Below are 24,331 nucleotides of genomic sequence, written 5' to 3'. Positions count from 1 at the left end.
TAAATATGGATACCCAGATGCTGATCGGCTCCCGCTTCGAAGCCGGTACGGAAACGGAAGAGCATGTCCTCAACCCGAAGACGGGCGAGACCGTGCTCGACCTGCCGGAGGCCTCGCTCGGCCAGATCGATGCCGCCGTCGATGCTGCCGAAAAGGCCTTCACGAGCTGGTCACAGACGACGCCGAGCCAGCGTTCGGCCTATCTCCTCAAGATCGCCGACGCCATCGAGAGGGATGCCGAAGGCTTCGCTGCCCTGGAAGCACTCAACTGCGGCAAGCCCATCAATGCCGTCCTTAATGACGAGATCCCCGCCATCGTCGATTGCTACCGCTTCTTTGCCGGCGCGGTGCGCAACCTGCATGGCCCGGTCGCCGGCGAGTATCTGCCCGGCCACACCTCGATGATCCGCCGCGACCCGATCGGCATCGTCGGCTCGATCGCGCCGTGGAACTATCCGCTGATGATGATGGCCTGGAAGCTGGCGCCGGCGATTGCCGGCGGCAACACCGTGGTCTTCAAGCCCTCCGAACAGACGCCGCTGACGGCGCTGAAGATGGCGAAGCTGCTCTCAGAGATCCTGCCCGAGGGCGTCGTCAACGTCATTCTCGGCCGTGGCGAGAGCGTCGGCAATGCGCTGATCAACCATCCGAAGATCGGCATGGTCTCGATAACGGGCGATGTCGCCACCGGCAAGAAGGTGCTTGCCGCTGCCGCCAAGACCGTCAAGCGCACCCACCTCGAACTCGGTGGCAAGGCGCCCGTCGTCATCTTCGACGACGCCGACATCGACGCCGTCGTCGCCGGCATCAGGACCTTCGGCTATTACAATGCTGGCCAGGACTGTACGGCCGCCTGCCGCATCTATGCCGACGCCAAGGTCTACGACAATTTCGTCGCCGACCTGACTTCCGCCGTCTCCAGCATCAAGTTCAACCAGGCCGACGACACGGAGAACGAGATCGGCCCGCTGATCTCCAAGCGCCAGCGGGATCGCGTCGAAAGCTTCGTCACCCGCGCCGCCGAACACAAGCACATGGAAATCACCACCGGCGGCAAGACCTCCGGCGAGCGCGGCTTCTTCTACGCCCCGACCGTGGTTGCCGGCGCAACCCAGGACGACGAGATCGTCCGCCGCGAAGTCTTCGGCCCTGTGGTCTCGGTCACGCGCTTCACCAATCCCGACGACGCCGTTGCCTGGGCCAATGACAGCGACTACGGCCTTGCCTCCTCCGTCTGGACCAGGGACATCAGCCGCGGAATGCGGACGGCCGCCCGACTGCAATATGGCTGCACCTGGATCAACACCCACTTCATGCTGGTCAACGAAATGCCGCATGGCGGCCTGAAACAATCCGGCTATGGCAAGGATATGTCAGTCTACGCTATCGAAGATTATACCGCCGTCCGACATGTGATGATCAATCATGGGTGAGGCATAGCTCTCGATCAGGTCGGTTTTCCGAATTTGGGACAGCATTGTGCCCCCTCCCTCCCTGTCGGGACATCTCCCCCACAAGGGGGGAGATCGTTGGGCGTTTGACGCACGCCTTCACCAAAAATCGAGACATCCGTGTCAGCAGATGCAATGTCAGCGTGAGATGAGAGGATGCCGCAAGTTACCAATCTCCCCCGTCCGTGGGGGAGATGTCACGAAGTGACAGAGGGGGGCCCACTCGCCACAAATTCAGCAGCACCTGCGATAGCACTCCTTAATCGAAACGGCTTCGGAACAATTTGCCGTCCTTCCGCGTCTTTAAGGAGTGCAACGCAGAGGAGATTCACCATGCTGAAGTGGGCACTTATATTCTTTGTTGTTTCGCTGATCAGCGGCTTTTTCGGCTTTTCCGGCGTGTCGGCGGCAACCGCAACCATCGCGCGCGTCCTCTTCGCCATCTTCCTGATCATCTTCCTGGTGTTCCTGGTTCTGGCTGTTATGGCCGGCAACGCCGTGGTCTGACGATATAAGCCGCTATTTTTGATGGGGCGGGCCTAGATCAGGCTCGCCCCTACATTTATGGCGAGCGCCAGGATGGTCGTGTTGAACAGGAACGACAGGATGGCGTGCAAAAGCACCAGCTTACGCATCCCGACGGTGGAAACGCCGATGTCAGCGGTTTGCGCGGCGACGCCGATGGTGAAGGAGAAATAGAGAAAATCCCAATAGATCGGCTCTTCCACCGGCTCGGCGAACTTAAGCCCCTGCCCCTTGCCCAGGCTGCCATAGAAGCGATGCGCATAGTGGGTGGTAAACAATGTGTGCAGAAATGCCCATGAGATCAGGATCGTCACGATTGCCATCATCACGCGGAAGAATGCGACCTCCGGCGACGCATCCTTCACACCAATCAGATCCAACACGATACCGCCGATGCTGGCAATCGCGGCCGCGATCGACAGGAACAGTAGCAACCCATCCGAAAAATCGAGATCGGCGGAGCGTTTGCGGATCCGTTGCACATTGGCCGTCAGCATCCGGTAGAGACTATAGAGGATATAGACGACGGCAGTCGTATCCCAGGCGATGAGCAGATTGCTCGTGTCGAGATCCCTGGAGGTCACCAGCAGAAACACGGCGATGCCGGCGAGTACGGCAATCAGGATCACTTGATGCTTGCGCAACAGCACGAGACCCCTGGAACGCTGCAACAGTCCGTTGGTGCTCATGCGCCGTTCTCCCGATCGAAAATCGCCTTGCAGAACCGATTCGCAAACGAGAGTGGCAAATAAAAGGAGGCCCCGCAATACGGAGCCTCTTATCGGTCAAGCGAGGGATTCAGCCGGTCCAGCCGCCGTCGACGACGTGGATCTGGCCCGTCGTGAAGCCTGCCTCGTCGCCAGCCAGGTAGGTCACCAGCGCAGCGATCTCTTCCGCGTTTGCAATCCGGCCCATCGGCTGGCGTGCAATGAAATCCTTCATCGCCTTGTCGTAGTCGCCCGTTGCCCGCAGCCGCTCGTGCAGTGAGGGGCTGTCGACCGTGCCCGGGCAGATAGCATTGGCGCGGATGCCCTTGGAGACGAAATCGGCGGCGATCGACTTGGTAAGCCCGATGACGGCGGCCTTCGAGGCGCAATAGGCGAAGCGGTTGGGCACGCCCTTCACGCTGGAGGCAACCGAAGCCATGTTCACGATCGAGCCCTTGCCCTTGTCAAGCATGCCCGGCAGGAAGGTGCGGCATGTCGTGTACATCGCCTTGGCGTTGAGGTTGAAGGAGAAATCCCAATCCTTCTCTTCGCAGTCTAGGATCGTGCCCGCATGCACGAAGCCGGCACAATTGAAGAGCACGTCGATGGGGCCGATTTCGCTGGCGTAAGCCTTGACCGCGGCACTGTTCAGCACATCAAGCACATGCTTGCTGGCGCCTTCCAGCGTCGAAAGCGTCTGCTCGTTGATATCGGTCGCGTATACATGCGCACCGAGCGAAATGAAGCGCTCCGCCGTCGCCCGGCCGATGCCCTGCCCCGCCGCCGTGATGACGACCTTCTTGCCTTCCAACCCGTGACCCATAATCCTGATCCTTTCCTCGGGACTATGATCTCATCCATTCCGACCGCCGGAAAAGTCACCGGCGGTATGTCAGATAAGATCATGCAATAACAAACAGATGGCGCAGCCTTTGCCTTAACCTTCGAACGATCGCGCGAAGCGCCGGTTGAGCTTTTCGACGAGGACTGTATGCCGCTCGCCCGTTCGCAGTCCATCGCTAATCATCTCAGACGCCTCGCTCTGGAACGCCATGTAACCGTCGTGCCGCGGCCGCACATAGGCGCCTTCCAGCGTGGCGCGCGTGTTACGGTAGAAATCGAGCGCCGCGCCGTTGACGGCATCGCTGACCCAGGCGTCGGAATGACCAGGCTGACCATTGCTGGCGGCATAAATGCCTGCTTGCACCGGGCCGCCGGCGATCCAGCGCGCAAAGGCCTTCGCCTCTTCCGGCGCTTGCGTTCGGGCCGAGACGGCAATGCCTGTGCCGCCAAGCGCCGAACCGTTCGGCATTCGGCTATCGATGACGGGCATGTCGGTGAAGGCGATCCGCGCCGGCCTGAACCCGGCGAAGGAATAGTTGACGTAACCGTAGACGAACGGAGACACATCGTATGGGCTGTCGGGCTGGCTCATCAGATCGAGCACCGCTATCGGATCCATCTCATAGCAGCGGACATCCATCGCGGCGACGATCCTTGCCATCCAGTCGAGCACCGCCTCGCCAGCCGCCTTCCCGATGAAATCCGGTCCCTCGATGCTGCAGGGCATGCCGAGATGAGCTGCAAGCGTGATGAAGGTCATCAGCGAGTGCGGCGGCCGCATCGGCAGGATTGCCTTGCCCCTTGCAGCGAGCGTCATGAACTCGGCAAGGTCCGCCACCGGGGCGCTCAGGCGATCCGGACGGTAAGCCTGCACCTGCGTCGCCGCGTCGATCGGAAAGGCCCATTGCCGACCCTGCCAGTTGTAGCTCGGATAGGAGCGGCCGACCGTGCCGGCAGCAATCGCGGCGATCTCGTCCGTATAAGCGGCATCGTCGAGCGGCAGCAGGCAGTTCTCGCGCATGATCTGCCCGACATGCGGATGATCGATGACGATAAGATCGTAGGCGGCCGCAAGCTCCTCCACCGGGAAGGTCTCGAAATCCTGCAGCGAGCGCTTTTCCCAGGTGATCGCGACGCCGGTCTTGTCCTGCCAGATCTTCGAACATGCCAGCATCGGATCGTAGCCGCGCGGATGCGACCAGGTCATTCCCCTGAGCTTAGTCATGTGAGCTTCACCATCATGCCTTCTCCGTAGCCGATTTGCGCTCGACGATCAGGATGTGATCGGCGGCGAGCACGACTTCGTCGCGCTGGTTCAGCACCTCACAGCGCTCAACCACGCGGCCGGCCGCCGGCCGCTTCGGATCGTCCTCCTTCGCCGATATGGTGACGCGGGTGCGGATCGTATCGCCGATATGCACGGGACGGACGAAGCGGAGCCGGTCATAGCCATAGGAAAAGGCGACAGGATTGATGAGCGACGCCGTGAGCCCGACGCCAATCGAAAAGATCATCGTGCCATGAGCGATACGCTGCCCGCCTGGCAAGGTCTTGGCGAATTCCGCATCCATATGATGCGGAAAGAAATCGCCGGTATGGCCGGCATGAACGACGAAATCGGTCTCCGTGATCGTCCGTCCGGTGGTCACCCTGACATGACCGAGTTCGTAGTCTTCGAAATGGATTGTTTGTTCAGACATTCCTCAAGCCTTCGGAAGTTCGGCAATCGGCGTTGCCGGAGCGGCACTCGACTGATAGGCGGCTTCGACCAGCGCCATGGTCTGCCAGGCATCTTCGACAGAGCCGATCAGCACCTTGTCCTCGCCCGAGGCGAAGCGCTGCAGATTGGCCATGCGGTTGACGAAAGCATCCGGGAACCAGGCCCCTTCGAGCTTCACCTCCACCCATTCGCTGCCACCGTCGGGGCGGATCCACAGCTCGTCCGGCTCGCCGCGCGGATAGTCGAGATTGACGCCGAGCTTGATATAGGCAGCCCCCTTGGTGCCGGAGATGCGGAACTCGCACGCCTGGAACTTACGCCCGAAATCATGGTCGTGATTGACCGAGAGCACGCAGCGCACCTTGTCACCATAGTCGAGGATCGCCGCCGTCCGCGTCTGGGCGACATCGTGGTTGGGATGGCCGATGGTCTTGGCATGGACACCCTGCGGATTGCCGAGCAGCCCGCGAATGAAATCGAGGTAGTGGATCGAGTGCATGGCGATCTCGATCCGCGGCAGGCCCTTCAGGAAGGGCCAGAGCCCCCATGGCGTGGCAAGCGCCAGCCAGGCGTCGAAGTCGACGACCTCGCCGAGATAGCCCTTCTCCACCGCGTCATAGAGCGCCAGCATCATCGGCGCGAAACGCAGCTGGAAATTGACCGCCGCCTTGATGTCGCGCTCGCGGCAGACCCGCAGGATTTCCGTGGCGCCAGTGAGATCGCTGCCCATCGGCTTCTGGATCAAAGCAAAAGCGCCGCGCGGCAATTTCGCAAGGATCGCCGCATGGGCGGCCGGCGGCGTCGCGAGATCGAAGATCGCGCCTTCGACGGCTAGCGCCTCGGCCTCATTGGCGAATACGCGGATGTTCCATTGAGCGGCCAACGCCGCCGCTTTCTCGGCATTCGGGTCATAAAGGCCCGCCACCGGGAAACCGCCCTTCTTGTCGGCCGGAAGATGCGCGTCACCGACGATGCTGCCGGCACCGAAGATCACGATCGGGCGGGGATTCGAAGGCTTAGGCCACCATTGGCGGAGGGATTTGGGATCGAAGGTCATGAATTTGGCTCCGGTCGTGTGACGCCCCTCATCCGGCCTGTCGGCCACCTTCTCCCCGTTCTCACGGGTAGAAGGCGATGGGCGCACCCTCTGTCATCTCTCAACTTAAGAGGAAACGTGAGGACGCAACAAAAGAGGTCGTCCCCTCTCCCCGCCAGCGGGGAGAGGGCTAGGGTGAGGGGCTGTTCTTGGAGATCAATCATGATGAAACACCTCCTCCATCATGGCCCACCACTCGCCCTCCTTGCGGGTCTCGAGCGGCTTCTGGCACGGAATACAAACCGACCACCATTCCTGGTTCTTCGGGCTCGCGGCCATCTTGCGCATATCGGCCTCGAAATCCGTGCCGACATATTCCCAATAGCCGAAGAGCAGGTTTTCCGGCTCCTTCAGGAAGATCGAATAGTTGGTGATGTTGCAGTCTGAGATCAGCGCCAGGATCTCGGGCCAGACGGCCGCATGCAGCGCCTTGTATTCCGCGATCTTGGCCGGCTCCAGGCCGATCACCATACCCATCCGTTGCATGGCCAGTTCCTCCTCAACCGTGAATTTCCAGGGTGAATTCGCCGATCGATCGAGCCTTCACGGCCTCCCAATCCCAGGCAATGCCGATACCAGGCTCGGAGGGCGCAAGCGCCTTGCCGTCAACGATCTCCATGCCCTTGGTGGTGAGATCGTCGAGCTGCGGAATGTATTCGACATATTTGCCGTTCGGCACCGCGCAGGCGAGGCTGACATGCAACTCCATCAGGAAATGCGGGCAAACCGGGATGTCGAAGGCTTCGGCCGCATGTGCGACCTTCAGCCAGGGCGTGATGCCACCGATGCGGGCAACGTCGACCTGGACGATCGAGCAGGCGCCCTTCTGCATATATTCACGGAAATGCCGGATCGAATACATGGATTCGCCGACCGCGATCGGCGTCTGTGTCGATCGCGTCAGCCGGATATGGCCGTCAAGATCGTCGGCTGGCAGCGGTTCCTCGATCCAGGCGAGATCAAGCTCCTTGAGGCGCGCGGCCCGGCGGATCGCCTCATCGACGGTAAAGCCCTGATTGCAATCGGTCATGATCTCGAAACCGGAGCCGAGCGCCAGGCGCATCGCCGCAAGCCGATCATAATCCTCCGAGCCATGCGGCTTGCCGATCTTTACCTTGGAGCCGGAAAAGCCCTTGGCCTTCGCCCGCAGGGCGTCCTCGACCAAGGCTTCCTTCTCGATGTGCAGCCAGCCGCCTTCCGTGGTGTAGAGCGGGCAACGATCCTTGGCGCCGCCGGCGAGCTTCCAGAGCGGCAAGCCCTGCTTCTTGGCCCTCAGGTCCCACAATGCCGTGTCGACGGCGGCAAGCGCCAGCGCGGTTATTGGACCGATGGTCGTCGCGTGGGTGGCGAACTCCAGCCTGTGCCAGATCGCCTCGATGCGATCGGCATCCTCGCCGATCAGCAGCGGTACCAGATGATCCGATAGCAGTCGCATGACGGACGAACCGCCCGTGCCGATCGTATAGCTGTAACCGGTGCCGACGGCGCCGTCGGAATCCGTGATGGTGACGATCGGCGTCTCCTGGCTGACGAAACTCTGGATCGCATCCGTCCGCTTCACCTTCGGCGGCAGGTCGACCATGCGCAGTTCTATCTTCTCGATACGTGCCATGGGACGGCTCCTCAGATTGCCAGGCTCTTGCCGGTTTCGACGGAAAAGAGATGCGCCTGGCTGAAATCGAAGCTCATCTTCAATTGCTCGCCGCTCTTCAGAGCATGCGGATTGAGCATGCGCGACACCCAGTCGCGTCCGGCGAATTCAACGAAAACAAGCGTTTCATTGCCGAGCGGCTCGGTGATGGCGACAGGCAGCGTCAGCTCGTGTACCGCCGATTCAGCACCGGAATGCAGACCGTGGCCGGTCGGGAAGATATCGTCGGGCCGCAGGCCGAAGGCGACCTTTTCGCCTTCCTTGACCTTGCCGGAAAATTGGCCCGGCAATGGCAGCCGGTCGCCGTTCTTGAACACCAGCTCGCCAGCTTTCACCGTCGCCTCCTCGATATTCATCGGCGGCGAGCCGATAAAGCCGGCGACGAAGCGGGTGGCGGGCTTCTTGAACACCTCATCCGGCGTGCCGACCTGCTCGATATAACCGTCGCGCATGATGACGATGCGGTCAGCCAGCGTCATGGCCTCGACCTGGTCGTGCGTGACGTAGACAACGGTCGACTGCACCTTGGCATGCAGCTTCTTGATCTCGGTGCGCATCTGCGTGCGCAGTTTGGCATCGAGGTTCGACAGAGGCTCGTCAAAGAGGAAGACTTCCGGCTGGCGAACGATGGCACGGCCCATGGCGACGCGCTGGCGCTGGCCGCCGGAAAGCTGCGCCGGACGGCGGTCCATCAGCGCCTCGAGGCTTAGAATGGCCGCCGCCTCGTTGACGCGGCGATCGATCTCGGCCTGCGGTTGCTTGGCGATCTTCAGCGAGAAGCCCATGTTCTCGCGCACCGTCATATGCGGATAGAGCGCGTAGGACTGGAACACCATGGAGATGTTGCGATCGCGTGGCGGCAGCTCGTTGACGACGGTATTGCCGATCTCGATCGTGCCGCCGGAAACCTCTTCGAGGCCGGCGATCATGCGCAGCGTCGTCGACTTGCCGCAACCGGAGGGGCCGACGAGCGCGATGAACTCCTTATCGGCGATGTCGAGATCGATCCCGTGGACGATTTCCAACGCACCGTAGCGCTTGAAGAGTTTTTTGAGAGAAACCTGAGCCATGAGGATCAACCTTTGACCGCACCGAATGTCAGACCGGACACCAGATGCTTCTGAATGATGAAAGTGAGAGCGAGCGCCGGAATGATCATCACGACCGCGAGCGCGCACATGCCGCGCCAGTCGATGGTGAATTCGGACGTATAGTCGAGCAGACCCACAGGCAGCGTCTTCGAATCGACCGAGCGCGTCAGCTGCGAGGCCAGTGCGTATTCGTTCCAGCAGGTGAGGAAGGCGAAGATGCCGGCCGAAGCGATACCGGGGCCGGCGAGCGGGAACTCTACCTGCCAGAAGGCCTGCCAGCGCGTGCAACCATCGATCTGCGCCGCCTCGGCGAGATCCTTCGGCACCTGCCGGAAGAAGCCGTCGATCAGCCAGATGGTGAAGGGCACGTTCAGCGCGACATAGGTGAGGATCAGGCCGAAATGCGTGTCGATGATGCCGAGCCGCGCATAGACCATGAACAGCGGCAACGACAGGGCGACGCCCGGCACCGAGCGCGTCAGCATAAGCCCCAGGAACACCGTCGACTTGCCGCGGAACCGGAAGCGGGCGAAGGCATAGCCGCCGGACATGCCGATGATGAGCGCGATGGCCGTCGACGTGATGGAGATGATCAACGAATTGCGGAAGTAATCCCAAACGGGAATGCCGCCCTGCCCGACGCCGCTGAACATCGAGCGGTAGGCTTCCAGCGAAAGCTCCCTCGGGATCCAGACCGGCGGCTTCGCCATGATCTCCACCGTCGGGCGCAGCGAACTGATGATGATCCAGAGGCCCGGCAGGCAGATGATGAGCATCGCGATGAAGAGGCCGATGAGATAGGCGACTTTGCGCAGACGGCGCTGCAGACGTTGTTGAGCGTTGCGATCCATGATTACCACTCCGCTCCTATCTGGGTGCGGGCAAGCGCCAGCTTACGGAAGAAATAGACTGTGAAGGCGATCGACAGGATAATCGAGACATAGGCCATGGCGTTGGCGAGACCCATCTGCGCGTCGGCATAGGCGGTGCGCCCGACCAGCGTCCAGATCAGCTCCGTGCGCCGCGCCGGGCCGCCATCGGTCATGATCTTGACGATGTCGTAGGCGCGGGCGACGTCGAGCGAACGGATCGTCATGGCGATGAAGGCAAAGGGCATCAGGAACGGCCAGGTCACGTAACGGAAGGTCTGCCAGCCGGTACAGCCATCGACCTTGGCGGCCTCGACCGGCTCCTGCGGCATGGCGAACAGGCCGGCCAGAATGAGGATGGCGAAGACTGACGTCGACGACCAGACTTCCGCGACGATGATTGAAAACAGCGCCAGATTGCCGTCGATCAGCCAGGGGATGGCATCATTGGTGATGCCCAGCGACTGCAGGGCATTGTTGATGATGCCGACATTGTCGTTGAACATGAATTTGAACTGGAAGCCGACGAGCACGGGCGAAAACATCATCGGGAACATCATCAACGTGCGCAGGATGCGCTTGCCGTGCGTCGCCTTGTTGACCAACAAGGCCAATCCCAGGCCGAGCAGCATTTCCAGATTGAGCGCGATCGTCAGCAGCACGACGGTGCGCACGAAAGCGGCCAGAAACACCGGATCGGTGAGGATGCGGATGTAGTTGCGCAGGCCGATGAAGGTAAAGAGCGTGGCCGGCCGTGTCAGGCGAAACGGCGTGAAGCTCGAATAGAAGGACAGAAGCAACGGAAACAGCACCACGGCGACAAGAACGATGATCGCCGGAAGAAGTAGCAGGACCGGTGGAGATATCTTTTTGAACATGGTTTGCACCTGTCGGCATTCCTCGGCAGCGTGGCCCGGACTGCTTGGAATGGATTGCGTGAGGACGAGAGGCCGGCACGAAACCGGCTGGATAGACCGGCTCCTTGCGGCGCAGGTCGAAAGCCATTCTCGAAGTCAGATTGCAGAAGTCCCGCGCACTTGCCGCGCGGGACTTCGATTGCATCGCTTACAGCGCGCCGGCGTCCTTCAGGACATCGGTTGCCTTCTGGGCCGCGGTGTCGAGTGCCTGCTTGGAGGTTTTGTCACCGAGAATGGCCGCCTGCAGTTCCGGATAGACGACGTTGGAAATTTCGATCCATTGCGGCGTGCGCGGAACCGGGAAGGCGTACTTCATCGATTCCTGGAAGGTGCTCAGCACTTCCTTCTTGTAGGGGTCGGAAGCAGCCTGCTGGATATCCCACTCCCAGACCGCCTTGCGGGTCGGCAGCGTGCCGTTGGCAGCTTCAAGCTTCTGCGAGTCGTCGTTGGTCAGGAACCAGACGAGCGAAGCAGCCGCATCCTTGTGGGCGCAAGCCTCGGTTACCGAGAAGCCATGGTGACCGGACCAGCCTGTGTGCTTGCCGGAGGAGCCAACGGGCTGCACGACGACGCCGACATTGCCGGCGACCTTCGAGGACTTCGGATCGTTGAAGTAAGTCGCCCAGCCCGGCCAATCGAGATCGAGCGCGATGGAGCCGGAAGCAAAGCCAGCGCCCAGATCGTCCCAGAGATAATTGGTCGTACCGGCCGGAACGGCCTTTGCCTTGTACATGTTCACGAACCAGTCGAGCGCACGCACGCCGGCTTCGGAATTGAAGGCCGGCTTGCCGTCCTTATCGAGATATTCGCCGCCCTCGGCGACCAGCATTTCAAAGAAGCGGCCGTTGATGGCCTCTTCCTTGCCGGGGAACTGCGTGCCGAAGAAGTTCGGTGGATTGGAGAAGAAGATTGCCTGATCGGAGACTTCCTTCCAGGTCTTCGGCGGCGCCAGATCGTAGCCGTACTTCGCCTTGAACGCCGTCTTCTTGGCTTCGTCTTTGTAGAGGCTCTTCTGGTAGTAGAGTGCCGAAACGTCGAACTGGGCGCGCGGCAGCATGATCAGGCGGCCATCGATGGTCGAGGCCTGAATGGTGGAATCGACGAACTGGCCGATTTCTTCCTTGGGCAGCAGCTTACCGAGGTCGGTATAGAGGTCGGGGTACTGAGGCGCGAAGGACGAGTGGTTCGAGCCGACACACCAGGAGATGCTGCCCGAGGCCATGTCGGACTTGATTTCCTTGTCGAGCTCGAAATGGTTCTTCTTGGACAGGATGTTGACCTTAGCGCCCGTTTCCTTCTCCCACTCGGAAATGCGTGCATAAAGCGGCTCATATTGCTGGCCGCCGATGAGCTTGGCGTCGATCGTCACACCCGGAAACTTGCCGGGCAGATCGGCGGCGAAGACCGAAGTACTCGCAAGCAATGCCATCATGCCGGCAGCAAGACCGGCCCTCCAATTCCTCATCGAAATTCCTCCCAAAAAACCGGACCCCTTGTCCGATAGTCCTCTCGACCCAAATATGGATCAATGATTTATAAGTAAACATCTTATTCATATGCCGTCAAGCCGTGATCGCACGCTTGTAAAATGCAGTCATTCATATATGAATGATGATTCATGTTTCTTCGTTCAGGGGGCCTGTTGATGAATGTAGAAGACGACAGTGATCGCTATCGCGCGCCGGCATTGGACAAGGGGCTGGATATCCTTGAGCTGCTCGCGACGATCGATGGCGGCCTGACGCAGGCGGAAATCGCCAAGGCGCTCAACAAAAGCCCGAACGAATTTTACCGTATGCTCGACCGCCTGGTGCGGCGCGGCTACGTGCAGAGGCAGGATGGCGATCGCTTCTATCTGACGCTGAAGCTCTTTGGCCTGGCGCATTATCATGCGCCGGTGCGCCGGCTCGTCTCCTTCGCCACGCCGCTGATGCGCGAATTCTCCAATCGGGCCGAACAGGCCTGTCATCTGGCGATCTACGATCGCGGCTCGGTCGTCGTCATCGCCCAGCAGGATTCGCCGACCTATTGGGGCATCTCGATCCGGGTCGGCGCCCAGATCAATCTCTACAACACCGGATCGGGTCACATCCTCCTCGCATTCCGGGATGACAAGCAGCGGCAGATGATGATCAACGAGCAAAGGCGTCAGGAGCAGGACGCCGAGGAACCGCCTGCCGATCTCGAGGAGAAGCTGCGGGCGATCCGCGAAAAGGGCTATGAGACCATGGACAGCCTGCAGACCAGTGGCGTGCGCAACATTTCCGCGCCGGTTCTGGCCATGGACGGCAATGGGCTTGCCGCTCTTACCTGTCCCTATATCGAGCCCGTCAACCCCAAGGCGCCCACCTACGATCAAGTCATCGAATATGTGCGGGACGCCGCAAAACAGATCTCCGAAACCGTGGCCGGCACGGTCGACAAGGCTGAACTATAATTTTTATTTGAATAAACTATTCTTCTGTGAGTATATGTTGGGCAAGCAGGTATGGGAGGAACGCCATGCTTTTCGACAGCCACTTGCACATCGTCGACCGGAAACGTCTCGCCTATCCCTGGCTGACCGACGCCGGTGCGCTCAATCGCGACAGCCTCTACGAGGACTATGCCCGCGAGGCGAAGCGGCTCGGCATAGCCGACACGCTTCACATGGAAGTCGATGTCGCGGAGACCGATATCGAGCGGGAGACTGACTATGTCAAAAGCCTGAGCCGCGAGCCGGGTAGCCTCCTGCGCGGCGTCATCGCCGCCTGCCGTCCTGAGAGTACAGATTTTCCCGCCTACCTCGAACGCGTGCTTGCCGATCCCTTCGTCAAGGGCTTCCGTCGCGTGCTGCATGTGGTGCCGGATGATGTTTCCGAAGGGGCACTGTTCCGCGAGAACCTGAAACGGCTCGCCGGCACTCGCCTCACCTTCGACCTCTGCGTTCTGCCGCACCAGATATCCAAGGCGATCGCGCTCGTCGACCTCAACCCCGACGTCAGCTTCATTCTCGATCACTGCGGCGTGCCGGCTGTCAAGGATGGGCTCAGTGAGAGCTGGTCGTCAGGGATCACAGAAATTGCCAGACGTCCGAATGTCGTCGTCAAGATTTCCGGTATTGTGGCCTATACCGATCCCGACAACTGGACGCCCGAAACGCTGCGTCCTTTTGTCGAACACTGCATCGCAAGCTTCGGCTGGGACCGCGTCATCTGGGGCAGTGACTGGCCGGTCTGCACGCTGGGCGGCAATCTCTCCACCTGGGTCGCCGCCACCCATGCGCTGATGCAAGGCGTCAGCGCAGACGAACGCAACAGGCTTTATCATCTCAACGCCAAGCGCCTCTGGTCTCTCTGAGGCCGGACAGTTTTCCATCGAAAGACAATGCCATGACCGCCACCGTCGGCGTATCCAGCACCTATCCGAAGACCATGCCGGCCGATCACGCGGAGATTCCCGTCTGGAATGCGGAAAACTGGTTCTATGAGGATTTCGAAGTCGGCCACAAGATCCGCTCGCTGCGCCGCACGATCTCCGAGGGCGAGTCCCAGCAGTTCAACGCGCTGGTGCTCGACATGCACCCCTATGTCAGCGACCAGATCTTTGCCGAAACCGAGGGCCTGTTCGGCAAACGGCTCGTCGCCGGCGCCTTCGTCTTTTCCGCCGGCCTCGGGCTTGTGGCTACCAACTGCGTCAACGCCTTTTCCTATGGCTATGACAAGCTACGCTTCATCAAACCCACCTTCATCGGCGACACCATCTATACCATCCGCACCAATCTGGATAAGCAGCCGAAATATGCCGAACTCGGCCTGATCCGCTCGTCCTACGAGGTCTTCAAGGGCGAAGGCGAGCTCGTGCTTTATTGCGAGCATATCCAGACCGTGCGCTACAAGAGTGGCCGGCCGGCTGACGCCCCGCCATTGAAAGCCTGACATGAGCGACGACAACGAAGAAGGCCTGCTTTCCGGTATCATCGTGCTGGATATGAGCCAGTTTCTCGCCGGGCCGATGGCTGCCCTGCGGCTGGGGGATCTCGGCGCGCGCGTCATCAAGATCGAGCGGCCCGACGGCGGGGATCTCTGTCGCCGGCTCTATCTCAGCGATACCGAGATCGGCGGCGATTCCACGCTGTTTCACGCCATCAACCGCGGCAAGGAAAGCTTTGCCGTCAACATGAAGGATGAAAGCGATCTACAGGAACTGCGCACGCTGATCGCCAAGGCCGATGTCGTGATCCAGAATTTCCGCCCCGGCGTCATCGAGAGGCTCGGCCTCGATTATGCCTCCATCGCCGCCATCAATCCACGCATCGTCTACGGCAGCATAACCGGCTATGGCCCCGATAACGAGTGGCGGCATTTTCCGGGACAGGACCTGCTCGCCCAGGCCCGCTCCGGCGCCATGTGGCTGAATGGCGAAGCCGATGACGGACCGGTGCCATTCGGGCTTGCCGTCGCCGACATGCTGGCCGGCAACCTCCTCGTCCAGGCGATCCTTGCCGGCCTGGTGCGGCGTGGCGTGACCGGGCGCGGCGTTCATGTCGAAACGAGCCTGCTGGAAGCAATGATCGATTTCCAGTTCGAGGTACTGACCACGCACCTGAATGATGGCGGGCGCCTTCCCAAGAAATCCGCCGTGCGCAATGCCCACGCCTATCTCGCAGCCCCGTATGGCGTCTATTGCTGTGCCGATGGCTGGCTGGCGCTGGCGATGATGCCGCTGGCGAAGCTTGCCCCGCTGCTGGACCTCCCTGCCCTTGCCGACTACACGCCGGACGATGCCTTTCAGCGGCGCGACGAGATCAAGAGCCTGATCGCTAGCCGCCTTGAGCGGAAGACGATCAGGGAATGGCTTGATATAATGGAACCCGCCGATATCTGGGCGGCGGAAGTACTCGACTGGCCGAAGCTGCTGCAGACGTCAGCCTTCCGCCAACTCGACATGCTGCAGACCGTCACGCGCGGCGATGGCGTCTCCGTGCAGACGACGGCAAGCCCGATCCGCGTGAACGGCGAACGAGCCAAGAACGGATTGGCTGCGCCGGCGATCGGTAGTCAGTCGGATAAGATCAGGGCGGAGTTTATTGAGGGTCGGTAGTCTTCTCAGACTTCTCATCCGCCGCGCCGCGAAAACATAAAGGGGTGCCGCATCGCTGCGGCACCCCCTCAAAATGACAGCTCCCCTTAAAGGAGAGCCAAACCGCCTTAAGCAGCAGCGAGCTGCAGTTCCTTGCTTACCATGGCGCGCAGCGTGCCGAGATCCTTGGCGAAGGCGCGGATGCCTTCGGAGAGCTTTTCGGTGGCCATTGCGTCTTCGTTCATCATCCAGCGGAAGGTCTTCTCGTCGACGGTGATCTTGGCGACGGGGGTCTTGTTTTCCGGCGAGAGCTTGCGCTCCAGCTTGCCTTCGTCCTTGGCGAGTTCGTCGAGCAGGTTCGGGCTGATCGTCAGGCGATCGCAACCGGCCAGAGCTTCGACTTCGGCAGCGCTGCGGAAAGAGGCGCCCATGACGATCGTCTTGATGTCGTTGGCCTTGTAGTAGTTGTAGATCTCGCGAACGGACAGAACGCCCGGATCTTCTTCCGGCGTGTAATCCTTGCCGGTCGACTTCTTGTACCAGTCGAGGATGCGGCCGACGAAGGGCGAGATCAGGAAGACCTTCGCATCGGCGCAGGCAACGGCCTGAGCCTTGCTGAACAGCAGCGTCAGGTTGCAGTCGATGCCTTCCTTCTGCAGCACTTCGGCGGCGCGGATGCCTTCCCAGGTGGAAGCAAGCTTGATCAGGATGCGGTCGCGCTCGATGCCGCGCTCCTTGTAGGAAGCGATGATGGAGCGAGCCTTGGCGAGCGAGGCTTCGGTATTGAAGGACAGGTCGGCGTCGACTTCGGTCGAAACACGGCCGGGGACGAGGCCGGACAGCGCAGCGCCGACGGAGATGGCCAGACGGTCTGCCACGGCGTGAATCACGGCTTCCGACGCACCGCCCTGCTTCTTGCCCCAGGCGACGGCTTCCTTGATCGCATCGGCGAACATCGGCGTGCCGAGCGCCTTGAGTACGATGGTCGGGTTGGTGGTGCAATCCACCGGCTTCAGGCGTGCGACAGCCTCGATATCGCCGGTGTCGGCCACGACCGTGGTCATGGCGCGGAGTTGGTCAAGCTTGGAAGTCATAACAGGTATCCTTGTTGAATGAGGCCCATTTGAATGGGGAGATGCCGGGCTGCAAATTCCGTCCGGTCGATGGACGGCTTGAAGGCGTCAGGCGGAGCGCGCCCTTCCTTCTCCTATGTGTCGATAACGGGATAAAAAGCGCGAAAGTTCCATTTCCGGTGAACGGCCGAGCGGTGAACAAACAACCTTCCGACGACAAGCTTTTCACCGGCACCGGGCGCCCTATATGGTCCCATGTCCGGTCTGGCACTTGCTCGGAGCAACACTCGCACATTGTCCTCCTCGATTGGACAAGACCGAATTCCTCAGCACCGACTATCAGCAATCTGGCAACGAAAAGTCAAGGACATTTGTGCAATTCAATTGACATAAGTTTCATGTCATAGAATATCGGCAGCAGAAGAGCCGATCTCGCGTGCCCCTGTCATCCGCCATCGCCACAATTCGGGGCGATCATGACGCTAAAAGGCGCATGCGACAATCATGCCGGAGGACCTGTGGCCAAACTGAGACGCGGGACGCATACCGCCTATTCGGAGACGTCGTCCCTGAGGCTTCGCGCCGCATGGCTCTACTACAACCAGGGCCTGACGCAGAAGGATGTCGCCGAACAGCTGGGCATCAGCCGAACCACGGTCATCCGCCTGCTCGACGAGGCGATGCGCCGTGCCGAGGTGCAGATCTGGATCACCGAAGGCATCGACGATTGCGTCGAGCTGGCAATTAAGCTGGAGCGCACCTATGGGCTTGACGAGGCGATCGTGGTTCCCGAGCCAGCCGGTGGCGACGTCAACGCGCAGGCAAAAAGCGTTGGCCTGGCGCTTGGCCAGTTCCTGACGGAGGCGATCCCGGACAATTATACGATCGGGGTCGGCTGGGGCCGGACGATGACGGCCTCTCTTGCAAGCTTCCGCCCTCCCCGGCGTGACAATTGCAAGGTGGTCTCCCTGCTCGGCGGCATCGTCGCCGTCCATCAGACCAACCCGATCGATTACACGTGGCGTTTGGCAAGCCAACTCGGCGCGGAATGCTACATGTTCCTGGCGCCATTGCTGGTCGATTCCATCGAGACCAAGCACAACCTCATCGAAAAATGCGGCCTGGAAGCGATCTACCGGCTGGCGGAGAACCTCGACCTGGCCATCGTCAGCTGCGGCGACATCGGCCCGCAATCGACGTCGCTGTCGGAGGGTTTCATTTCAAAGAGCGAGTTGCAGCAGCTGATCGACGCCGGCTGCGTCTGCGATACCATGTTCAACTTCCTCGACGCCGAGGGCAATTCCGTCGATCACCCCATCAACAAACGCGTCATGTCCGTCGACCTCGACACATTGAAGAAAGCCAAGCATATCGTCCTTTCTTCAGGCGGCGCGCACCGCGCCCAGGCGATCAGCGCCACCATCAAGCGCATCGGCTGCAACACGCTGATCACGGACGAGAGTGCCGCCAAGGCGCTGTTGCAGATGGCCATGGCGAAGGCGGCTTGATCAATTAATTCCGTGTTTGCGGAGGGTTACGCAGGTTCGGCAAACTCAAAACCTTCAAGAATACACAAACCCTCAAGCGTCGCCCGCTTCCCATCCCAGCATCGCGCGCTTGCGCGTCAGCCCCCAATGGTAGCCGGTAAGCTGGCCGTTCTTGCCGAGCGCGCGATGGCACGGCACGACGAAGGAGATCGGGTTGCGGCCGACGGCTGCCCCCACCGCCCGCATCGCCGTCGGCTGGCCGATATCACTGGCGATATCTGAATAGGTCACGGCGCGGCCCATCGGAATCTTTAGCAGGCTTTCCCAGACGCGCAGCTGGAAATCCGAGCCGATCAGCACCACGCGCAGCGGCTGATCGCTCGACCAGTTCGACCGTTCGAAAATGCGCGCCGCGTAGGGTGCCGTCGCCTGCGAATCCTCGATGAATTGCGCATTCGGCCAACGGCAGGTCATGTCTTCCAGGCAAGCCCTTTCATTGCCGGAATCGCTGAAGGCAAGTCCGGCGAGACCACGATCCGTGACCATGATCAGGGCAAGACCGAAGGGCGAGATGTGGAAACTGTAGCGCATCACCAGACCGCTGCCCCTGGCCTTCCATTCGCCCGGCGACATCGCCTCATGCGTGACGAAGAGATCGTGCAGGCGGCTCGGGCCGGAAAGGCCGACTTCGAACGAGGTCTCGAGAAGCGGCAGATCTTCCTGGCGCAGCAGGCGCTTGGCATGGTCGAGGGTCACCGCCTGCAGAAAGGCCTTGGGCGACAGCCCTGCCCAGCGGGTGAACGTCTTCTGCAACTGGGTCGGCGACTGGCTGAGCCGATCGGCGAGCATCTCCAGCGATGGCTGGTCGCGATATTCCTCGGTGATGAGCTCGATGACCCGCCGAACGGTCTCGTAGTCCTGACCCTGCGGCGTGATGTCGTGCTTCAACTGTGCAATCGCATTCATGATCTTTCTCCTTGGAAAGGAGAAAACCACGGCAACGGAGGCAAAACCACCCGTTTCTTGCGCAGACGGCCCGCCTGCGAAAATGTGATGCCGTCGGTTTTGACAGGCCCGCTCATATCCGCTGCGTCACCGTCGCCAAGGCACGCTTGAAAGCCTTGGCAAAACTCTCCCGATCTTCCGGATTGAGGAAGGAGCCGACATCGGTATCGTGGTGTCTGTCGCGAACATGCATGGATACGACGCCGATTTCACGGTGGCGGCGAACGAGGAAGCGCGTCCAGAACGGATTGAAGCGATGCTCCACCATTCGCCCGGTGGGCGAGAATTTGCGGATGGAGACATTGGTACGCGACACCGTGACCTCCTCCCACACGCGCCCGGAACGGTAATTCAACCAGAAAGCCCCGTAAAGCAGGAAGAAATCAGCGCCGAAGAAGAGGCCGATCGGCCATGCGCCCTCCGCGACAAACAGAACGCTGTAGAAGAGGCAGAAGGCACCTGCCAGGGCCAGCATGATCCTGAACCCCTTTCGTCCCAGCGAGCGATGGGGGAACAATTCGGCGGCGAAAACCGGCCTGTTGCCGTCTGCCGCAGTATCGGCGTTGCGTTCCATCATAGGACTTGAGTATAGGTCGTTCATGGCAAATCCCAAGATCAAATCCAGCACCCAAAACGCGAAAAAGTCAAATGCGACCGCAGGCCGCAAGCCGGCGTCGAAGAGCCTTTATTCGAAGGCGGATTTGGAAGAGATCTTCCGCCGCTTCTCCATTCAGCGGCCCGAGCCGAAGGGCGAGCTGGAGCACGTCAATCCCTTCACCCTCGTCGTTGCCGTGGCGCTATCGGCACAAGCGACCGATGCCGGCGTCAACAAGGCGACCCGCGCCCTCTTCGCCATTGCCGATACGCCACAGAAGATGCTCGATCTCGGCGAGGAACGCATCCGCGACTACATCAAGACGATCGGCCTTTACCGCAACAAGGCCAAGAACGTCGTGGCGCTGTCGGAAAAGCTGATCACGGATTTCGGCGGCGAGGTGCCACGGACGCGTGAAGAGTTGATGACCTTGCCGGGCGTCGGCCGCAAGACCGCGAACGTCGTGCTGTCGATGGCCTTCGGTCAGGCGACGATGGCCGTCGACACGCACATCTTCCGCATTGCCAACCGGCTGCTGTTGGCGCCCGGCAAAACGCCCGACGAAGTCGAACAACGGCTGATGAAGGTGGTCCCTGACCAATATCTCTACCACGCCCACCATTGGCTGATCCTGCATGGGCGCTATTGCTGCAAGGCGCGCAAGCCGGAATGCGAGCGTTGCGTCATTGCGGATCTCTGTCGCTCGCCCGAAAAGACCTGGGACATCCCCGCCCCGCTGGTCGAACTGCCCGCTCAGATCATCCGTGCAGAAGCCGCCGGCTAGATCCCGCTACACGCGCAGACCCATCTCCCGGCGCGAGATCAGCTTGTGCAGATGCACCATCATGCCAGCTGCAAATAGCGGCGTCAGCAGATTGAGAAGGGGGATGGCGAGGAAAGCGGCGATCGCGAGGCCGGCGAGGAACACCGTGAAGGCGTGCTTGACGCGGAACTGCCGCGCCTCTTCCGGCGAACGAAACCGCATCGCGGCGAATTCGAAGAATTCCCGGCCGAGCAGATAGCCGTTCACCAGAAAGAAGGCGATCAGATTGACGCCCGGAATGAACAGCAGGAACAGCGCCACGATATTGCCGACGATGACCACGCCCAGAAACCGCACCGAGCTTTTCATCGCTGCTGCGAACGGCATGGCCTTTCCCGGTGGATCGGAAGGATAGTCGCGCCTTTCCACGACCTCGGCCACATCGTCCAGAAACAGGCCGGCAATCAATGCCGTCACTGGCGAGATCAGCAACGCCATTGCGAGCGCCAGCGCGATGCCGGCCAGAATGGCGAGGAAGAATGTAAGCCAACTCGTCCAATCCGAAGTGGACGGCATGAAACCTTGCAGCCAGGGCAGAACGAAAGAATTGAACACGCCGCGCAGCAGGAACCAGAACGCGGCGAGCGCCAGCAAGGTCAGGCCAAGAACCTTCCAGAAGACCTTGCGCGTTTCCGGTGCGAAGAGGTTTGCCAGGGAAAGGCGCACAGCAAGAACAATCATTCGGGTCGACATCTCCTGGTTGGTGAACCGACACCTAGGTATCGGCGACGCCGATATCAATATCTCCGCCGATATACGAATACGCTCAATTAAAAATTTGCATTGTTGTAATAAAGTTTAAGCTAATATATTCTGCGAGTCTTATTAAGAACAACAACCAAAACAAGATCGGCGGCTTTGTGAAATCTGCGCGCCCGATTGTTCCAGCAGTTGGTGCGACCAGACATCGGAAAGACCGTCAGCGAGGCGCAAAATTTGGAAGACCTTAGCCAGAAACTTAGGGAATATATAAAGGTTGGCACACCGGCCGAGCGACGTATTGCCAAGTATTTCTCTGAGCACCTGAATGAACTGCCCTTCGAGACGGCCTCCTCCGTGGCCGATAGACTGGAATTGAGCCCGATGACAGTTGGGCGTTTCCTGCGATCTCTCGGCTATCACGGACTGGACGGAATAAAGGTCCATCTGAAAGACAACCTGGCCCCGGTTACGTTACACTTGCCTAACATTCTGGAGCAGCTTCAGAAGGACGCCAGCGAGGGTCGCCCGCTCGCAACCCAGATCGCCGAACAGGTCGAGATGCTGCAGCATATCTACAATCTCGCCAACCAGCCGCAATGGCTGGAAGCGGTGACAACGATCCTTTCATCCGGGAATGTCTTCATCACCGCCCATCCCAGCCTTGCAGGGCTCGGGCGCCATTTCTGCGACCGCCTGACATTTGCCCGCGATCACGTGCTCTTCCTCGACGGGGCCAACGGCAGCTATGTCGAGCTGCTGGGCGGGCAGTCCCAAGACGAGCTGCTCATCGTCATCGATTCGCCGCGCTTTGTCGCATCGCGGCTGTTGGCACGTTCAGCTCGTCGCGCCGGACACAAGGTGCTGCTGGCAACCGGCCAATTCACGGAATGGGCGCATGAATTCGCAAACATCACGCTTTCGCTGCCGCCTCAACGGGCCAATAGCCGCGAGAATCTCTCGGCCATGATGTCGCTGCTGGAATTCCTGGCCATAGCCGTCATCCAAGCCGCCGGCGAAACCGCGGAAACCAGAATTCGCCGGATCGAAGAGCTGCAAGGCATGTTTGCCTATGCACCGCTGCGGTAGCGGACGCCCTCGCGGCAAGCCGACCGCCTATTCCATCGCGTCCAGTTCGGCCCGATGCCGATACATGGCAAGGAAGCGCCTGTATTCGCGATCGTAAAGCGCCTTCTTGCCGGCGTCAGGCAGACGCTCGTAACCGCCCGGATACATAGCGGCGCCAGCAACAGCTAGGCTTTCATGAAGACCACAGGAAACGGAAGCCGCGATTGCGGTCCCGAGCAGCACCGCCTCGTTCATTTTCGGAACGACGACCCTGCAGCCGGTGACGTCGGAATAGAGCTCCATGAGCACCGAGTTCTTCACATGGCCGCCTGCGACATGCAGCGTGTCATGCACGTAGCCATAGTCGCGCATCCTGTCGAGGATATGGCGGATACCGAGCGCTATGCCGATGCTGGTACGCCAATAGAGCCGGCAAAGGCCATCGAAGGAGGCGTCAAGCGTCATACCGCTGATAACGCCCATCGCGTGCGGATCGGCTAGCGGTGACCGATTGCCATGAAAATCGGGTAGCACATGGATGCGTCCGCCGAGGGATTCGCCCTCGGCAAGCCGAAGCTCCGCGATCCTCTTGACGATACGGTCATGCAATGCCGCCGTCGGCTGACCGCCCGCCGCGTGCATGCTGACGATATGGTCGAGCAGCGCGCCCGTTGCCGATTGCCCGGCTTCGGCAAGCCACATGCCTGGAAAGACGGCCTCGTAATAAGGACCCCACATGCCGGTGCTACGCTTTCGTTCGCGCGCGAGGGAGACGATGCAGCTCGACGTTCCGGCGATGAGCGCCAGCTGGTGTTCCAGAGTGCCGGGATCCCCGGCATGCCCACTGAGCGCGCCGAGCGCACCCGCATAGGCGTCGATCATGCCGGCGCCAACATGGCAGGCGCGATCGAGCCCCAGCGCTTCGGCAGCCTCCGGCGTCAACGTTCCCATGCTCTTTCCGACGGGAACGCTCTCTTCGGGCAGGCCGCCGCGCTCGCGCAGGTCGCCGAGGCCGATCACGTTCAGGAAATCTGCCTGCCAGCCCGGTTGGCGATGGGCGAGATAGTTCCATTTCGCCACGAGCGTGCAGCGCGAGCGCGCTGGCGATCCCGTTGCCTTCCAGGTCATGAAATCCGCGAGATCGAAGAAATAGCCGGCCTGCACCCAGCTTTCCGGCAGGTTCTCTTTCAGCCACATCAGCTTCGGCATTTCCATTTCCGGCGACATGAACTCGCCGGAATAGTCGAGAACCTCGTGCCTAGTCGCCGTGCAGTAATCCGCCTCGGCAAGCGCCCGGTGATCGAGCCAGACGAGGGTATCGAAACGGGCCTCGCCTCCTGTGGAAACCGTCAACTGCCTGCCCTGCCTGTCGCGCACGACCAGCGAACAGGTAGCGTCAAATCCGATCGCGCCGATAGCGGATGCATCGACACCGGAGACCTTCACCGCACTACGAACGGCCGCGCAGACGGCGGCCCAAATGTCCTCGGAATCATGCTCGGCGTGGTTTTCACGCGGGCGATTCATCAGGATCGGATATTCGCTTTTTCCCAGCAGTGAGCCGTTCGCCGTGAAGACACCGGCGCGTGCGCTGCCTGTGCCGATATCGACCGCAACCACGTGATCACGCATGCAAAAGAGGTCCCGACC

25 protein-coding genes are annotated in these 24,331 nt (G+C 60.5%); 9 read left to right on the top strand and 16 right to left on the bottom strand.

The window, feature by feature from the left end; translation table 11 throughout:
• Positions 1-5: 5 nt before the first annotated feature.
• Together FHT28_RS00475 and FHT28_RS00470 are read left to right on the top strand one after the other, a co-directional pair.
• Positions 6-1,433: a gamma-aminobutyraldehyde dehydrogenase gene (locus tag FHT28_RS00475; RefSeq protein ID WP_047639006.1), complete on the top strand. Its 1,428-nt coding sequence runs from the start codon at positions 6-8 to the stop codon at positions 1,431-1,433.
• A gap of 351 nt (positions 1,434-1,784) precedes the next feature.
• Positions 1,785-1,958 carry a DUF1328 domain-containing protein gene (locus tag FHT28_RS00470; protein ID WP_034483222.1) on the top strand — a complete coding sequence of 58 codons (174 nt, stop codon included), beginning with the start codon at positions 1,785-1,787 and terminating at the stop codon, positions 1,956-1,958.
• Positions 1,959-1,990: 32 nt separating this feature from the next.
• Here the strand turns inward: FHT28_RS00470 and FHT28_RS00465 are convergent, their stop codons facing one another.
• From FHT28_RS00465 to FHT28_RS00415, 11 genes are all read right to left on the bottom strand, one after another.
• Entirely contained in the window at positions 1,991-2,665 is a 675-nt protein-coding gene (locus FHT28_RS00465; protein WP_168595318.1) for a DUF1345 domain-containing protein, read from the bottom strand.
• 109 nt (positions 2,666-2,774) lie between these two features.
• Positions 2,775-3,506 (bottom strand): SDR family oxidoreductase, encoded by a 732-nt coding sequence (locus FHT28_RS00460; RefSeq protein ID WP_037196272.1) that lies wholly within the window; start codon positions 3,504-3,506, stop codon positions 2,775-2,777.
• Positions 3,507-3,620: 114 nt separating this feature from the next.
• Positions 3,621-4,751, bottom strand: a complete 1,131-nt coding sequence (locus FHT28_RS00455; RefSeq protein WP_168595317.1) for an extracellular solute-binding protein — start codon at positions 4,749-4,751, stop codon at positions 3,621-3,623.
• Positions 4,752-4,764: 13 nt separating this feature from the next.
• Positions 4,765-5,226, bottom strand: a complete 462-nt coding sequence (locus tag FHT28_RS00450; protein ID WP_037196268.1) for a MaoC/PaaZ C-terminal domain-containing protein — start codon at positions 5,224-5,226, stop codon at positions 4,765-4,767.
• 3 nt (positions 5,227-5,229) lie between these two features.
• On the bottom strand, positions 5,230-6,303 hold the full coding sequence (locus FHT28_RS00445; protein ID WP_168595316.1) for a Gfo/Idh/MocA family oxidoreductase: 1,074 nt from the start codon (positions 6,301-6,303) through the stop codon (positions 5,230-5,232).
• A gap of 195 nt (positions 6,304-6,498) precedes the next feature.
• Entirely contained in the window at positions 6,499-6,828 is a 330-nt protein-coding gene (locus FHT28_RS00440) for an L-rhamnose mutarotase (protein ID WP_168595315.1), read from the bottom strand.
• 13 nt (positions 6,829-6,841) lie between these two features.
• A complete protein-coding gene (locus FHT28_RS00435) occupies positions 6,842-7,954 on the bottom strand; it encodes a mandelate racemase/muconate lactonizing enzyme family protein (protein WP_168595314.1) in 1,113 nt (370 codons plus the stop codon).
• 11 nt (positions 7,955-7,965) lie between these two features.
• Positions 7,966-9,063, bottom strand: a complete 1,098-nt coding sequence (ugpC, locus tag FHT28_RS00430; RefSeq protein ID WP_168595313.1) for a sn-glycerol-3-phosphate ABC transporter ATP-binding protein UgpC — start codon at positions 9,061-9,063, stop codon at positions 7,966-7,968.
• A gap of 5 nt (positions 9,064-9,068) precedes the next feature.
• Positions 9,069-9,935 (bottom strand): carbohydrate ABC transporter permease, encoded by an 867-nt coding sequence (locus FHT28_RS00425; protein WP_037196260.1) that lies wholly within the window; start codon positions 9,933-9,935, stop codon positions 9,069-9,071.
• A 2-nt stretch (positions 9,936-9,937) separates the two neighbouring features.
• On the bottom strand, positions 9,938-10,831 hold the full coding sequence (locus FHT28_RS00420; RefSeq protein ID WP_037196258.1) for a sugar ABC transporter permease: 894 nt from the start codon (positions 10,829-10,831) through the stop codon (positions 9,938-9,940).
• Between the two features lie 187 nt (positions 10,832-11,018).
• The gene (locus tag FHT28_RS00415; protein ID WP_047555269.1) at positions 11,019-12,335 is read right to left on the bottom strand and encodes a sugar ABC transporter substrate-binding protein; all 1,317 of its coding nucleotides are present in this window, start codon (positions 12,333-12,335) and stop codon (positions 11,019-11,021) included.
• Between the two features lie 180 nt (positions 12,336-12,515).
• On the opposite strand from FHT28_RS00415, the gene FHT28_RS00410 reads away from it, so the two are divergent.
• From FHT28_RS00410 to FHT28_RS00395, 4 genes are all read left to right on the top strand, one after another.
• Positions 12,516-13,307, top strand: coding sequence for an IclR family transcriptional regulator (locus tag FHT28_RS00410; RefSeq protein ID WP_037196575.1), 792 nt, complete (start codon positions 12,516-12,518; stop codon positions 13,305-13,307).
• A gap of 65 nt (positions 13,308-13,372) precedes the next feature.
• Positions 13,373-14,209 carry an amidohydrolase gene (locus FHT28_RS00405; RefSeq protein ID WP_168595312.1) on the top strand — a complete coding sequence of 279 codons (837 nt, stop codon included), beginning with the start codon at positions 13,373-13,375 and terminating at the stop codon, positions 14,207-14,209.
• Between the two features lie 32 nt (positions 14,210-14,241).
• Positions 14,242-14,787 carry a MaoC family dehydratase gene (locus FHT28_RS00400; RefSeq protein ID WP_168595311.1) on the top strand — a complete coding sequence of 182 codons (546 nt, stop codon included), beginning with the start codon at positions 14,242-14,244 and terminating at the stop codon, positions 14,785-14,787.
• A gap of 1 nt (position 14,788) precedes the next feature.
• A complete protein-coding gene (locus FHT28_RS00395) occupies positions 14,789-15,952 on the top strand; it encodes a CaiB/BaiF CoA-transferase family protein (RefSeq protein ID WP_168595310.1) in 1,164 nt (387 codons plus the stop codon).
• Positions 15,953-16,059: 107 nt separating this feature from the next.
• Here FHT28_RS00395 and tal read toward each other — a convergent pair whose 3' ends face one another.
• Positions 16,060-17,025 (bottom strand): transaldolase, encoded by a 966-nt coding sequence (gene tal / locus FHT28_RS00390; protein WP_037200087.1) that lies wholly within the window; start codon positions 17,023-17,025, stop codon positions 16,060-16,062.
• Positions 17,026-17,522: 497 nt separating this feature from the next.
• Here tal and FHT28_RS00385 point away from each other — a divergent pair, with 497 nt between their 5' ends.
• Positions 17,523-18,512, top strand: a complete 990-nt coding sequence (locus tag FHT28_RS00385) for a sugar-binding transcriptional regulator (RefSeq protein ID WP_037200086.1) — start codon at positions 17,523-17,525, stop codon at positions 18,510-18,512.
• A 72-nt stretch (positions 18,513-18,584) separates the two neighbouring features.
• Here FHT28_RS00385 and FHT28_RS00380 read toward each other — a convergent pair whose 3' ends face one another.
• Together FHT28_RS00380 and FHT28_RS00375 are read right to left on the bottom strand one after the other, a co-directional pair.
• Positions 18,585-19,457, bottom strand: coding sequence for a bifunctional helix-turn-helix domain-containing protein/methylated-DNA--[protein]-cysteine S-methyltransferase (locus tag FHT28_RS00380; RefSeq protein WP_047555264.1), 873 nt, complete (start codon positions 19,455-19,457; stop codon positions 18,585-18,587).
• A 112-nt stretch (positions 19,458-19,569) separates the two neighbouring features.
• Positions 19,570-20,073 carry a DUF2244 domain-containing protein gene (locus FHT28_RS00375; RefSeq protein WP_168595591.1) on the bottom strand — a complete coding sequence of 168 codons (504 nt, stop codon included), beginning with the start codon at positions 20,071-20,073 and terminating at the stop codon, positions 19,570-19,572.
• A gap of 22 nt (positions 20,074-20,095) precedes the next feature.
• Between FHT28_RS00375 and nth the strand changes: the two genes are divergently transcribed.
• On the top strand, positions 20,096-20,875 hold the full coding sequence (gene nth, locus FHT28_RS00370; protein ID WP_210255660.1) for an endonuclease III: 780 nt from the start codon (positions 20,096-20,098) through the stop codon (positions 20,873-20,875).
• A gap of 6 nt (positions 20,876-20,881) precedes the next feature.
• On the opposite strand, the gene FHT28_RS00365 is transcribed toward nth, so the two are convergent.
• Entirely contained in the window at positions 20,882-21,595 is a 714-nt protein-coding gene (locus FHT28_RS00365) for a sulfate transporter family protein (protein ID WP_037200080.1), read from the bottom strand.
• A gap of 255 nt (positions 21,596-21,850) precedes the next feature.
• On the opposite strand from FHT28_RS00365, the gene FHT28_RS00360 reads away from it, so the two are divergent.
• Positions 21,851-22,702 carry a MurR/RpiR family transcriptional regulator gene (locus FHT28_RS00360; RefSeq protein WP_047639036.1) on the top strand — a complete coding sequence of 284 codons (852 nt, stop codon included), beginning with the start codon at positions 21,851-21,853 and terminating at the stop codon, positions 22,700-22,702.
• 27 nt (positions 22,703-22,729) lie between these two features.
• Here FHT28_RS00360 and FHT28_RS00355 read toward each other — a convergent pair whose 3' ends face one another.
• Positions 22,730-24,313 carry an FGGY-family carbohydrate kinase gene (locus tag FHT28_RS00355; protein ID WP_168595309.1) on the bottom strand — a complete coding sequence of 528 codons (1,584 nt, stop codon included), beginning with the start codon at positions 24,311-24,313 and terminating at the stop codon, positions 22,730-22,732.
• Positions 24,314-24,331: the final 18 nt, after the last annotated feature.

This window comes from Rhizobium sp. SG570, from assembly GCF_012275345.1.
In the GTDB taxonomy this organism is placed as follows: domain Bacteria; phylum Pseudomonadota; class Alphaproteobacteria; order Rhizobiales; family Rhizobiaceae; genus Rhizobium; species Rhizobium lusitanum.
Note: the sequence above shows the minus strand (reverse complement) of the source record. Positions and strands in the feature narration are given on the sequence as shown.